The following is a 13,349-nucleotide window of genomic DNA, read 5'->3' on the forward strand; positions in this document are numbered from 1 at the left end:
GGGAGGGGATACCAATCTCATCGTAACCATCAAGGATCATGACGCTACGGTTCGCCTGTTCGGACAACATGACATTGTCTCGGGGCAAACGGTCCAATTGGGATTTGACTCTCAGAAACTACACTATTTCGACTGAGTGTCTTCACAGTCGAGACGCATTCAGGGAACCACCATGCACTATGTCATGTGGTTCCTTTTTTGTGTGATCTGCCGCGTTCTCGAAAATGCGCCAATCGGCGCATGCGGCATAAACGGAGGGGCTATTGATCTGCCACGGGATCAACAAGGGTGATGATGTCAACCCTTGGATTGTTCGGATCAGAACATGCACCAGCCTTGCTTCCCGACCAGACCTGAATTTTCATGGGACCGAAAAAGTCGAACTCCGAACAGCCCTGATTGGACAGCAACTGATAGTCGACATTGCTGCTCGAAACCACCTTTTGAACGGACTCGCTTGCCTCGATAAGGGAAAGCTTGTCCGATATCACCGTACAGGTTGCAGGCATGTCCGCACCTTCAGGCGGGGGAACAACCAGGACCGACTTTTCCGGCGAAGACATGATATCCGTTCCATATGCATCGCTGTGGCTGCTCACCCAGCCCAAGACTTCCAGACGGTCCGTCACGAAAAATCCGTCATTGCCAAAGTCAACACAAATCTGCACCGCCTGGGTGAAATATTCTTGAGATTGTTCTGCAAAAGCGGGAAGGCTGGCAGTGTTTGACAAGACACAGAATGCAGCCAATTGCAACAAACGCATAAATCACCTCACTTCGTATATTCAAAATCCAACGCCATCAGGCCAGAAAATGTCGGCTTTTTTCCTTTTCGCGATTTGGCGCAAAGACCTTCATTGTCAAAATTACCATAATCGAGAAAACCGGCTGAATGTCAGACTTTTCACGTTGCCTTGTTGGGTCGCCATTTCAACCTGTTTTTCACGACGACAGTTTGCATGTCGAAGCCAAGAATGTGAATTGAAAAGAACACTTAGTACACCTGTCTCTCTATGATTGGCAGGACGGGTTTGTTTTGGTCACACTGTTAGTGGCGATAGATGAGGTGGGATGATGATGACTCCGAAAAAGTCCTTCATTTTGGGCACGATGCTTTTTCTTGCTGGCCTTGCGCAGTCGGAGGCAAGCGGCCTTATTGCATGCTCTGACATCAAGGAGCAATGGCAAGGCGTGAAACAGGTCCCCGACATGGATGTCTGGTCTGAATTCTATGACAAGGCCTTCAACGACAGCGACTGCGAAGGTCCCGAAATCGACAAGCTGGGGTTACAGATCATTGACGCCTTCCTGCCAAAACTGGAAAGCCGCGTCGCAGAGGCGCATTCCGGAGACGAACTTGAGGGCCTGCGCGAGCAACTGGACGACCTCATAACCTTCGGCACCCATTGGCGCGTGCTATTCCTGATCGGCGAACTCTACCGTCAGGACCATCAGGTGGGCAAGGCATACCAGTCCTATCGCGAAGCCCTGAGCATCATTGATGACGAAGAGATCACCCCCGACCTTCCGAGCGAAGGGGAGGTGGGCTTGCTACGCTCCCGCCTTGATGAAACCGGTCTGATTTACCTGCAAGCCGCAAAAGATCCTGCCGAGGTCAAGCCCTCGGTCACCCGGTCCGGCAAGCCCGGCTCAGCCATGTCGTTCTCTACACGCGGTTACAAGCGCAAGAAAACACTGGTTCCGCTTCAATTTGTTTTTGGCAAGGCGGAGTTGACCAATGTTGGCCAAGAGAGTTTCAAAACCGTTCTTGATGCCCTGAAACGACAGGGATCTCCCAATATCGAAGTGATCGGCCATACGGATCCGGTTGGCAGCGACGCGAACAACATGGCTCTTTCGCTTCTCCGCGCTGAAGTCGTGCGCCAACAGCTCAAGGCTCAAGGCTATGAGGGACAGGTAGATATTGCTGGCAAGGGAGAAAGCGAACCTTTCCGATTTGACGATCCGGGCCTTTACACCAAAGAGCAACGCAATCAGGCGCACCGGAGGGTGGAATTCGTCTTGCGCTAAATCGTTCGCCTTCTTTTGGCTGAACGACAAGACGGAACGATTGCTTTGTGACGAGCGACCTTTCTGAGGAGGATCCAAATGAAATTGATAACTGGCTCTGCGCTGGTCGCCATGGCATCGTTGCTTTTCCTTGTTGCAACCCCGGTCGCACATGCTCGGGTCTATGCGTTGGTCATCGGCATAGATCACTATCACCACATCAATCCACTTCAGGGGGCGGTCAATGATGCCCGGGATGTCGCCGAAGCACTGGATGAGCTTGACGCCAGTGATGTATCTCTGCTCCTCGATGATGAGGCAACGCGCGATAGCATTCTTTCACATTGGCACGTTCTGACCGAAAAGGCCGGCAAGGGGGATGTTCTTATCTTTCACTTCGCAGGTCACGGAGCCCGCGCAGACGCTGTCCTCAAAGGGCATGAAGACAAGGACAACATGTTCCTTCTTGTCGGTTTCGATGAGAGTGGCCCGGCGCTTTCAGAACGTCTCATAGACAACGAAGTCGGCCACATGCTGGCGCGAGAGAAAGAAGCCACGGTCATCCTTGTGGCGGACAGTTGCTACGCCGGAGGCATGGCCCGGCAAGCAGACAAACGCGCAGCAACAGACCTGAGGGCTCCCGGGGTGGATCTGCCCCGAAGCAACGATGCACTGACCGATTACCTCCGCTCATTGGGAGAGGTAGACCCTTCGGCTCTCGATCATGTCGTCTGGCTCTATGCTCAGGATCAGAACAAGCTGACACAGGAAATCTCGATCAAGGGGCAGCGGCGCGGAGCCCTGTCCTTTGCCTTTGCCAATATTCTGCGCGGGCAGGCAGACAAAGACCATAACGGACGTCTCGATATCAGCGAGATCAAGCGTTATGTGAACAAGGTTGTCGTCAAGCTGACCGAACGTCGCCAGCGGCCCTCAGTCAATGCCGGCGACGCCTTCAAGGAGCTATCCCTTGCCTCGACTCCAATATTGCCCGCACTCGAAGCGTTCGATGAACAGCGGCTTCGTGTCTATTTCGATAGCCCCGATGCGAGGGATCATCCTCAACTGGACAAGGTGATCTGGGTGGATACGCGTGAGCAGGCCGACATCGTTTATGACGCCACGCAATCGGAGCTGATCTACAAAACCGGAGACCCAGTCGGACAATTCAAAGAATTCAGGGATGCTCGCAACCAGCGCGCGGCCCTTCAGGGTGCAATCAACAAATGGCGTCTCCTTCAATATTTGTCCGATCTTCCAGAAGGACAGGCCCCGAAGCTTGAGCTTTCCGACGGACCAAAGACCTATATCGAAGGCGAAAATGTGGGATTCTCGATCACATCGGACACGTTTGAGCATCTTGTGTTGTTGAACCTGACCTTCGATGGCCAGATCCAGCTTGTCGCGCCTACGCTCGCGTCGGGCAATGACCTTGCCTCGGGCCATCTTGCTCCAACCGTACCGACTGGTTTTACAGCACCGATCATTCCGCCTTTCGGTGCGGATCACCTGCTCGCCGTCACAAGCGCCAAGCGCGCTGACCAGATCATGGCGGCGTTGCCGGAATTGAACCAAACAAGAGATATCAGCAAATTGGCTCAGTTGCTCAAGACACAGATAGAAACACATCAAACCGGAATCGACTGGGTGGGGCTCTATACCAAACCGGAGGGAGACAAGTGATGGCACGGAAATCATTCGCCAAGGGTGCGATTTTACTCGGCATGGGTCTGTTGCTGCCAAGCCTCGGCTTCCTGGGCCCTTCCAACGCTCAGGCCGGACAAAAAGCACTCCTAGTCGGGGTCGGAACCTATCCCCACAGCCCGTCATCGAACCTCAGGGGACCTGCGATCGATCTTGCCAACATGAAGACTTTTCTCAAACAGAGTTGGGGCTTTTCCGACAGGGACATAGGCATCCTGAAAGACTCTCAGGCGACGAAGAAAGCCATCATGCATGGCTTGAAAGACTGGCTGCCGAACAACACCAAGCCCGGTGATCGTGTCGTCATTTACTATTCGGGACATGGCGGACAGGTCACAGACAGGAATGGCGACGAGCAGGACGGCAAGGACGAATTCATCAGCACCGCCGATGTCGGCAAGGGAGGCAAGCGCACTGTCGATCAGTTGGTCATCGATGATGAGTTGGGCGCAGCGCTCGGCAAGTTGGCAAATAGGGAAGTGATTTTCATCTCCGATTCCTGCCACTCTGGCACTGTCACGCGAGGTTTGACGCTGTCGGAGGGTGACGAAGCGGACATCACACCGAGATTCATGTCTTTTGAAGACGATGACGTCAAAGACGCGGCAAGCAGGCAAACGCTTCAGGCACCGGGCAGGGACGAGGAACCACTGTCGCGAGACATAAAGGCTCATCTGACAATCTCGGCAGCCATGCCCCACCAATATTCCTGGGACAGCTCCGAGGGCGGGATCTTCACCCGGTATCTTGTGGAAGCCCTTCAAAATGATCGCGCCGACACCAACCACAATGGGCGCATAACCTCTGCGGAACTCATCAACTATATCAAGCCGAGAACGGAAAGCTGGTGCGAGAAGAGAGAGAAATGCCGACAAGTGCATTTCACACCCAATATCGACCCAAAAAACGAAACCTTTGTTATGACACCATACAAGCAAGGCCCGTTGCAGACGGCTACGGTGGAAACAAACGACGAGGTTTCCGACATTCTGCCACCCTTGCAACAGGATGCGCTTGAAATCGTCATCAAGCCTCAAGCCGACCAAACGTTGGGTGACGAAGTGTCATTCGAAATCAAATCCTCTTTTGGTGGCTATCTCACCTTGCTTGACCTCAATGCAGCCAACGAAATGATTTTGCTGTTCCCTACCGCGGAAGATTTGGCACATGGCAAAACTGGCAAGATCAGAGCCAAGGCACCCTTGCGTGTTCCTGATGCAAGCTATGGCTTTGCCTTCGAGGCCGGACTGCCAACCGGAAAAGGCCAGCTTCTGGCAATTGTGACGCAAGACAAGATCGATTTCGAAGCCTTATTGAAAGCCAACCGCGATTTCGAGCCGGTGAAGGACAGAGCGGCTTTGGCCAAGAAAATTTCAGAGAAGCTCTATTCCGTCTGGACCGGTGAGGAAAATTTCAACCGGGCCGTAAAATGGGCTGTGGGCTACAAGGACTATTCGATCAGCAAATAACGCAATGTGCCAAATTCGAACGAACCCGAGAACCAGACGAGCCCACATGAGGGGGGGAAAGACAGATGAGAAAGAAACAGTCAACCGGACGGCTCGTCCGGATTTCGCGGACAATGTCAGCATCGCTTCTGCTGCTTGCGAGCATATTTGTCGTCTCTCCAGACAGCCAAGCAGCCCAGTTTGAAACCCTCACCGGCATCGACCTGCCAGGGGGTGACATGTTTGATCTCAGGGCAACCGACGGTTTCAAGAACATCACCCTAGAGGCCTGTCAGAAAGCATGTAACGACAGGGACGTCTGCAAGGCCTACACTTGGAACAGGCGAAATGGCTGGTGTTTTCTCAAGGTCTTTGTTGCCGGTCAGTCGCCGCACCAGGATGCGATCTCTGCAATCAAGCGTCAACATCTTGATGCGGCCCCACAACTCAATAGCGGCAGCTCTTCCCTGGATGCCTATGGCAACGCTCAAACAGCAGGCAACAGCTCAGACATCGTAACCGCAATCTCCTCGGGCAATGACTCCGGAAATGGCACGACTTTGAGCCCCATCCACCCCGAAGGTCGTGGCCAGTCATATCTCGTCACCAATACGCGCCTAAATGCTCGCAGCGGACCGGGCGGTGAGTTCGACATCGTAGCAAAACTTGGCTCCGGTGATCCGCTCACAGAGATCGAACGACGGGGCGACTGGAGCCACGTAACCCTTGAGAACGGAACCGAGGCCTGGGTTCATAATGGCTATATCGCGAAACCATTCGATATGGCGGTATTTCATTCGACCGCGCCGGACCTGCAAGACCCTCTTTCAGATTTCATGCCCCAGAAAGGCTATAGCATTCGCCCCCGCATCAGTCTTGAGCAAACGGCACGCCAGATCATCTTTGATGACAAGAATGACCTGATCTGGATGGAAAGCAATTACGACGTCCGGGCCTTTGCCATGAGCGGATCAACGCTTGTTGCCCAATCGATGAAACCCGCCGAGGTGAAACGCATATTTGGCGAGAATTCCAACCGAGAGCATGCTTTGCTCGTTAATACACGAATCCGCAAAAGTGATAATGGCTGGGTTGTCGAGGACCAGGGCAAGGAGATCTTCTCTTTCGACTTCAAAGGACAGGAAGTCGACAAGGCCCTGTTCGCCACATACCTCAAACTGGCCCCGGCCGCTTTGGCGTATGCATATTATGACTCCGGACTGATCAGAATCTGGGATGTCGCCAACAAGGTGCTGGTTGCTCAGATCCGACCACCCAGCAACTATTTTGCCAACAACATCGGCACGCAAGGAACAAACAATCGATTTATTCCACTGTTCGAAATTGACCAGAGCCGCAAGCTAAGCAAATCAGAAACCGCGCTCTTGCGCGACATTCTCAGAAAGACGTGGGCGGATAACAATTTCGACCGCGACGAAACCTTTAAAAAGCTTGGCATCACGAAAAGCGGTGCCGTTCGCTTGCTGGACATTCTGACCGGTGTAATCACAGTTGAAATGCATCCCGCTGAAGGCAATACCGAGTTCAGCCCCAAATATGCCGAACGTGTCGTGGTGAATGGTCAACAACTGATGCTCACCATCGAGTCCAGAAGCAAGAAGACAACCGACAAATGGATCAATCTCGAAGCGCTGGAAGTCAGGGACTACCAAACCGGAAAGCTGCATTGGTCAATTACCAACAATGCCGGTGGGCTACAAAGCTGGGGTGAAACCATCATTCACAAACTGCCGGTTTGGTATATCGATCACGACAATGATCTCATCATACTGGCAAAGCCGGTCCTTTCTTCCATGCCCGAAGATGAGCAGGAAGCAGCCAGGAAAAGTCTTCAGATCAGACAGTTGACAACAGGAACCATCATCAAGGAAATCTCGATCGATCCGTTGTTGGTGGTCGATGGAACCGGCGCTCTCAATTCCAGATTCAAGCTCGTGGACAATGGCACGAAACTGGCAATCAGCGGCATCAAGGGCGAGGCCATGCTGGTCGATCTTGAAGATGGAAAACCGCTTTGGATGGCTCAGGGTCGGGCCTTTACGGAAACGGATGTCGAATCCCAGATGGTTTTCGAACCTGATTGGGAGCTGGATAAAAGTTTTCTTCAGGATCTGATTGGCGGGGCAACACCGGACAAAATTGTCAGGGCTGGTTATCGTAGACCTCCGGATAGTCAAAAAGCCTTTCACATGCGCAATGACCGGTCTGGCTTGGAAATTGTCTACCGCCTCAAGAACGAGAGCATGATTGCGACGATCAACGTCGTCGACTTCCGGCAAGGCAAGACCCTGTTCACAGATACCCGCACAGAGAACGGCCCCATTTGGGGATATGTTCTGACGCCAGACGGCGAACATCTCTTGAGGCAATGGCACAATGGAGACACAACCCAGTTCCAGATCTTGAAGGCACGGACGGGTGAAATCATCCTCAAAAAGAGCTTCAAGGGCCGCTTTTCAACGTTCCATGGCATCCGGGACCTCTCGGAGAACTACTTCGACATGAACAAGACCGAAGGCGACGGCAGTGTCGCTTTCAGCCCCAATGGTCAATGGATCTTCATAGCGTGCGCGTCCGAGGGCGAAAAATGGTTCATGTATGATGTATTCCGCAAAAAGGCCTTCACCATGTCGCCCCGTTCATTTGAGAAGCTTTCCGGCATAGATTTTGGCCGATATGGCCGCTATCTGATGCTCCCATACGTGGATGGTCAGATGGAGCTTGTCGACATGAAGAAGCTCAAGCGTTCAACGATCAAGCCCCCCAAAGAGGGAATGGGAGACTATTACAGCCGCAACTATCTGACATCCAGTGATGGCACGCGGGCGGTCCAGTTCGCTTATCCTGATGTCTATCTCTGGGATCTGGATTCGAAAAAGGTGATCAGTCATTTCGCATTGAGTGAGAGCGAACGAACAGATGAGAACGAATGCTGGGCTTCTCTTGAAGGTGCGAGCCCGGATGGCCAGTTCGCGGCCTTCGGGGTTTGCGAGAAAAGCAAAAAGAAGGGCCAGATCAGAAATATGCAAACGGGAGAAATCGTCAGCGAAATGGCGTTTTTGCCAACCCGTTTCAGCGAGGACAACAAGCTCGTCTATGCGGCTCTCGATTTCAACCATGTTCAAATCGCACGAACAAGCGATGGTCGCAAGATGGCGGAAATCATCGTTCACGACGATGGATCATGGATTGTGCTGACGCCGGAGGGCTTTTTCAATGCCTCGGAAGGCGGCGGCAAAAAGCTTGATATCATCAACGGAACTCAATCCCTGACAATCGATCAGGCCTATGATGTACTGTTTCGTCCGGACCTTGTTAAGGAAGCACTTGCGGGCGATCCGAACAGCAATGTGTTGAACGCCGGACGCAAGCTCGATCTTGCTGCCGTCCTGGACACAGGGCTGCCACCGCAAATTATTGCGGTCACCTCCAAGGCCGGTCTTGAAACCAACAGCAAGGAAATCGAGATCGACGTCACTTTGCAAAAACGCTCCGGCGGACTTGGTCGCATCGACATACGTGTCAATGGCAGCCTTCAAAACAAGTGTGAGGGCGATAGCGGTGCTTGCCGTGGCCTTGGTGCCGCAGTTCAGACACCGTCTTCAATCGAAGGCCTTGTCAGTCGCAAGGTGGTCCTGAAACCGGGCACAAACCTCATTGAGGTGTCCGCCTATGACAAATCCAATCATATTGCATCGGACACCTATAAGCTGAAAGTGGAGGGCACCTTCGCGGAAACAGAAACGTCCGATCTCTACATTCTGGCGATCGGAGTTGACGACTATTACGATAGCGCTTTGAAACTCGATTATGCCATTGCAGACGCCAATGGCATCATTGAAGGTTTTTCGAAAGCGGGGGCAGGCTATTTTGATGAGGTGCATGTCACGCGCGTATTCAACGCCGACGCCACCAGGAAAGGCATTGCAGCCGCCTTTGAAACTCTGGCCCGTAACGCCAAGACAACGGATGTCTTTTTGTTCTACATCGCCGGTCACGGAAAAAGTCAGGAAGGCCATTACTATTTCCTGCCGCAAGACTTTGTCGATAAGGGTCAGGGATCGATTGAAGAACAGGGTGTGGGGCGTGAGCAGTGGCGTGACTGGTTCTCGCAAATCCTCGCCTCCAAGTCCGTACTGGTCTATGACACCTGCGAGAGTGGCTCGCTGGTCAGCAACCAGAGTCGGTCGCTCACCAACCGCGCCGCAGCCGACAGACTCATGCGGGCGACAGGACGCTCGACCCTTGCCGCGACCTCTGAGAAGGGCGTAGCGCTTGAAGGCATTGGCGGGCATGGTGTCTTCACCTTCACCTTGCTCGAAGGCCTGTCCGAAGCCGACAGCGACAATGACAGCTATGTCGAGCTTACAGAACTCACTGGATACGTGCAAAAACGCCTGCCAGAGCTTAGCCACGAGTATTTCGGATATCGACAATTGCCGGAAACTCAGGTCGTGAACAGCTTTCCTCTTGGCCGCAAGACGGCCAGTCTGGTGCAAAGCTCAGATCTGTTCATCCCCTCGACGTCAACTCATGTCGTCATCATGGCTGTTGACGTGCTTGAAGAGGCAAATGACGGAGCGGTGAAAGAAAAACTTAAGCCAGGAACACTGGTGCGGATGCTTGAAGACAGGAACGGCTGGGCCAAGATCGCAAGAAACGGCAAATTGCTTGGCTTCGTGCCAGCAAACAGCATCGTGGTACAACAATAGAATATGCCAACGTGAAAAGCTTTTGGTCGGGTCTTTCCATAGTGATAGGCCCGGTCTTTTCTTTCTTGCAGTCTCCAAGGGGAGACACTCGAATAATCGGATGAAATATCAGGCTCAAAGCGAGCCAGCGGCAAGTCCATAACGCCACAGACAACCGGCAGGCCTTGGACCACCACCAACATTGTTCCTTGAACCACGACCAAAAGAAAAGGGCCTTCTGAAATCAATCAGAAGGCCCTAATATGGCTCCCCAGGCCGGACTCGAACCAGCGACCCAGCGATTAACAGTCGCTTGCTCTACCAACTGAGCTACTGGGGAAAACTGTTTTCGTCTACTGCACTTTCGCGCCTCAACGTTGGTGAAGTGGTTTCTAATTGAGCGCGAACCAATTGCCAAGCCCCTTTTTTCATCTTTTCGACATCTCTTGTGGAACAGTGGAAAAGACGAGGAATTTGTTCCTCCGAGAAGAAACGAAAAAGATGGGTTAGTCTGCGATTTGACATGAAATATTGCCACAAATGACAATTATAAACCCCATGATTCCTGTTAGCTTTGCTTTCTTAGAGAAAAACAGAAAAATGATAAACCCTAGACGCAACTTCAAAATCGGGTCCTACGTCATCAAGATTCCGGATCGACCTTTCACGAGAAAAATACTCGGCGTAGCGCTTGTTATTGGTGGGATATTGGGCTTTCTTCCGATTTTGGGTTTCTGGATGATTCCCTTGGGCTTGATCATCCTGTCTATCGATTTGCCGCTTTTGCGAAAATATCGGCGCAAGCTCGAAATTCGCTCTGAAAAGAAGCGTCGCAGCAAGCTGGATCATCAGCCCGCACAAAACTGAATGCAATCGAAGCGACGCGAAGACGCAAAACGGAGCAAACGATCATGACCTCAACACTCGTAATAGGCGGTGCCCGCTCTGGCAAAAGCGCCTTTGCCGAAAAGCTCTGTGAGGACAGCGATCAGACCCTGCATTATATTGCCACATCACCACGCTTCGAAAATGACCCGGAAATGGTGGCTCGCATAGAACAGCATCGGCAACGACGCGGTGCTCGCTGGACCCTGCATGAGGAAGAAATTGAAATCGCCGGACTGGTCGAAAAATTGAACCAGACTGACAATGCCATCCTCATTGATTGCGCAACCCTGTGGCTCAACAATCTCATCTATCATCAAAAACCGTTGCAGAACTCTTTTGATGAACTGGAAATCTCGGTCAAAGCCAGCAAATCGAAACTCATCATCATTTCAAACGAAATAGGTCAGGGTGTCGTTCCGGGAACGGCAGAGGGCAGGGCCTTTCGTGATCATCAGGGGCGCCTCAATCAAATGCTGGCTCAATGCTGCAACAGAGTGATTGAAGTACGCTTCGGTCTGCCCATCCTGCTCAAGCCGACCCCGCAGCCAGAGATAAGACTTTGACCGTCTAGATCATAGCGATGTAAATCAGTGCAATGACAAGAAACTCGAGAATGCAGGCATTGCGATATAGCACAAGACTGGCGTTGATATCGTATCCGCCAATATCCCGCTCTCCCGTGTCATTGACATAGGCCTCGTCGACAAATACTCCGTCATAATAACGGGGCCCGGACAGTGCAATGCCGAGCCGTTGCGCAATCGCAGCTTCCGGCCAGCCTGCGTTGGGCGATCTGTGTCTCCGGGCATCCTTGAGCAGACTGGACCATTGCACCGCGCTCAAAGATGGCATTCTGCCAAGTGAGACCGGAGTAAACAGGAGCAACGCCATGGTTATGCGCGCAGGTGCCAGATTCAAGACATCGTCAAGACGCGCCGCCGCCCATCCGAAATGAGTGTATTTCTCGTTGCGATGGCCGATCATGCTGTCGGCCGTGTTGACGATCTTGTAGACGATCAAGCCCGGCAGTCCAAACAGGACGAACCAGAACAGAGGGGCGACAATTCCGTCAGAGAAATTCTCTGCAAGGCTCTCGATCGCAGCCCGAGCAATCCCCGCATCATCAAGCTTGCTGGTATCGCGTCCGACGATCATGGAGACGGCCTGTCTGGCCTTTTCACGATCCCCGACAATCAACGGTGTTGCGACCGCTCCAACGTGATCATAAAGGCTTTTCTGAGCGATCAGAGAAGAGGAGAGAATGCCGATCAGAACCAGACCGGGAATTCCAAGCGCCAAAAGACCGGCCTCCAGTGCCCAGCCAAGAACAGCACCACCGATGACCAGAAAAAGAAGTGAAATCACTCCCGCCAGTCGCCCTGAAGACGGCGACTGTTGCCTGAAATGATTGAAATGAGCATCAAGCCAGTCGATCAATTTGCCAAACAGCACAACCGGATGCGGAACCCGATGCCATAACCATGCGGGTTCACCGAACAGTGCATCGACCAGAATTGCGATCAGAACAGCCGCCAGAATGCCGTTGGCAATCAGCATTACCGATACATCACTTTGCCCAGAGCTTCATCGAGTCTGGTCATTGTTTTCTGATCATAGGGAATACCAAAGCGGATATAGTCGGACCGATAGTCAAAGATGCGTGTCCAAATATGCATTTCGGCAAGCTTGCGATGCAAGTCGCGAGCGTCTTCCTTTATGACCAGTCGGAAAAGCGGTGTGCCGCCAGCCATATAGAGGCCGCGCTTGTCGAGAATTTTGTCCATCTGCTCGGCCTGCGCCATCAGATACTCACGCTGCTCCTGCTGCCATTTGACATTGTTGAGCGCTTCGGTACCTACGCGCAGGGCCGGGGTTGAAACGGCCCATGGACCAAGCATGTCCCGGATTTTGCTGATCTGACTTTCATGCCCCATCAGAAAACCCAAACGGATTCCGGACAGCCCGTAAAACTTGCCGAAGGAACGCATGATGACGCAGTTCGGCATGGATCCAAGATATCCCATGGCACTCACGTCGGGATCAACATCGGCGAAGGCTTCGTCAATGATCAACAGCCCGCGCTGCTTGTGCAACTTACCGGCAAGATCAACAAGCAAATCCGCTTCCAGCCGTCGACCATCAGGGTTGTTGGGATTGCAGACCAGAAGGCAGTCGCCAGGGAAAAACTCCTTGGGCAGCTCATTGATCATTGCAACGTCAACCCCGGCACGAGCCATTGAGCGTTGATGTTCGGAATAGGTCGGACCGAGAATGAGACAGCTTTGATTCGTCCCCAGAAGCACCGGCATCGACTGAATGATCGATTGCGTTCCGGGGGAAGCAACAATCGAAACATCATCGGGCACACCATAGGCAACCCTTGCGGCGGCAAGACAATCAACGAGATCACTCTGATTGGGCAGGGGGCCGATACCGTCAAGGGCAGTTTCACGATCAAAGGGGAAGGACGTGTGATTGATCCCGGTTGAAAGATCGAGCCAACCCTCATTGGTTCCACCGAAACGTGCCATGGCCGCAGAAAGATCACCACCATGCATCATAATATTGTCGTTGCTACTAACCATCT

General features: G+C 52.6%; 9 protein-coding genes and 1 tRNA gene. 6 read left to right on the plus strand and 4 right to left on the minus strand.

The annotated features are described in order from the left end of the window. Window positions 1-260: 260 nt before the first annotated feature. The gene (locus ACHZB8_RS17945; RefSeq protein WP_316862336.1) at window positions 261-764 is read right to left on the minus strand and encodes a hypothetical protein; all 504 of its coding nucleotides are present in this window, start codon (window positions 762-764) and stop codon (window positions 261-263) included. A 307-nt stretch (window positions 765-1,071) separates the two neighbouring features. Between ACHZB8_RS17945 and ACHZB8_RS17950 the strand changes: the two genes are divergently transcribed. The 4 genes from ACHZB8_RS17950 to ACHZB8_RS17965 all read left to right on the plus strand — a co-directional run bounded on the left by ACHZB8_RS17950 (window position 1,072) and on the right by ACHZB8_RS17965 (window position 9,895). Continuing rightward, the gene (locus ACHZB8_RS17950) at window positions 1,072-2,031 is read left to right on the plus strand and encodes an OmpA family protein (protein WP_316862338.1); all 960 of its coding nucleotides are present in this window, start codon (window positions 1,072-1,074) and stop codon (window positions 2,029-2,031) included. Window positions 2,032-2,109: 78 nt separating this feature from the next. After that, the gene (locus ACHZB8_RS17955) at window positions 2,110-3,693 is read left to right on the plus strand and encodes a caspase family protein (RefSeq protein ID WP_316862340.1); all 1,584 of its coding nucleotides are present in this window, start codon (window positions 2,110-2,112) and stop codon (window positions 3,691-3,693) included. Beyond that, on the plus strand, window positions 3,693-5,183 hold the full coding sequence (locus tag ACHZB8_RS17960; RefSeq protein ID WP_316862342.1) for a caspase family protein: 1,491 nt from the start codon (window positions 3,693-3,695) through the stop codon (window positions 5,181-5,183). Before ACHZB8_RS17955 ends, ACHZB8_RS17960 begins: the two co-directional genes overlap by 1 nt. 65 nt (window positions 5,184-5,248) lie before the next feature. Then, window positions 5,249-9,895 carry an SH3 domain-containing protein gene (locus ACHZB8_RS17965; RefSeq protein ID WP_316862344.1) on the plus strand — a complete coding sequence of 1,549 codons (4,647 nt, stop codon included), beginning with the start codon at window positions 5,249-5,251 and terminating at the stop codon, window positions 9,893-9,895. A gap of 243 nt (window positions 9,896-10,138) precedes the next feature. Here the strand turns inward: ACHZB8_RS17965 and ACHZB8_RS17970 are convergent. Next, window positions 10,139-10,214: transfer RNA gene (locus ACHZB8_RS17970), tRNA-Asn, on the minus strand. 260 nt (window positions 10,215-10,474) lie between these two features. Between ACHZB8_RS17970 and ACHZB8_RS17975 the strand changes: the two genes are divergently transcribed. Together ACHZB8_RS17975 and cobU are read left to right on the plus strand one after the other, a co-directional pair. After that, window positions 10,475-10,741 (plus strand): hypothetical protein, encoded by a 267-nt coding sequence (locus ACHZB8_RS17975; RefSeq protein WP_316862787.1) that lies wholly within the window; start codon window positions 10,475-10,477, stop codon window positions 10,739-10,741. A gap of 44 nt (window positions 10,742-10,785) precedes the next feature. Continuing rightward, window positions 10,786-11,325 (plus strand): bifunctional adenosylcobinamide kinase/adenosylcobinamide-phosphate guanylyltransferase, encoded by a 540-nt coding sequence (gene cobU / locus ACHZB8_RS17980; protein WP_316862345.1) that lies wholly within the window; start codon window positions 10,786-10,788, stop codon window positions 11,323-11,325. A gap of 4 nt (window positions 11,326-11,329) precedes the next feature. Here the strand turns inward: cobU and cbiB are convergent, their stop codons facing one another. Together cbiB and cobD are read right to left on the minus strand one after the other, a co-directional pair. Further along, entirely contained in the window at window positions 11,330-12,319 is a 990-nt protein-coding gene (gene cbiB, locus ACHZB8_RS17985) for an adenosylcobinamide-phosphate synthase CbiB (RefSeq protein WP_316862346.1), read from the minus strand. Then, window positions 12,319-13,347, minus strand: coding sequence for a threonine-phosphate decarboxylase CobD (gene cobD / locus ACHZB8_RS17990; protein WP_316862347.1), 1,029 nt, complete (start codon window positions 13,345-13,347; stop codon window positions 12,319-12,321). Before cobD ends, cbiB begins: the two co-directional genes overlap by 1 nt. Between the last annotated feature and the right edge of the window lie 2 nt (window positions 13,348-13,349).

The sequence above is a fragment of the uncultured Cohaesibacter sp. genome (assembly GCF_963556055.3).
In the GTDB taxonomy this organism is placed as follows: Bacteria; Pseudomonadota; Alphaproteobacteria; order Rhizobiales; family Cohaesibacteraceae; genus Cohaesibacter.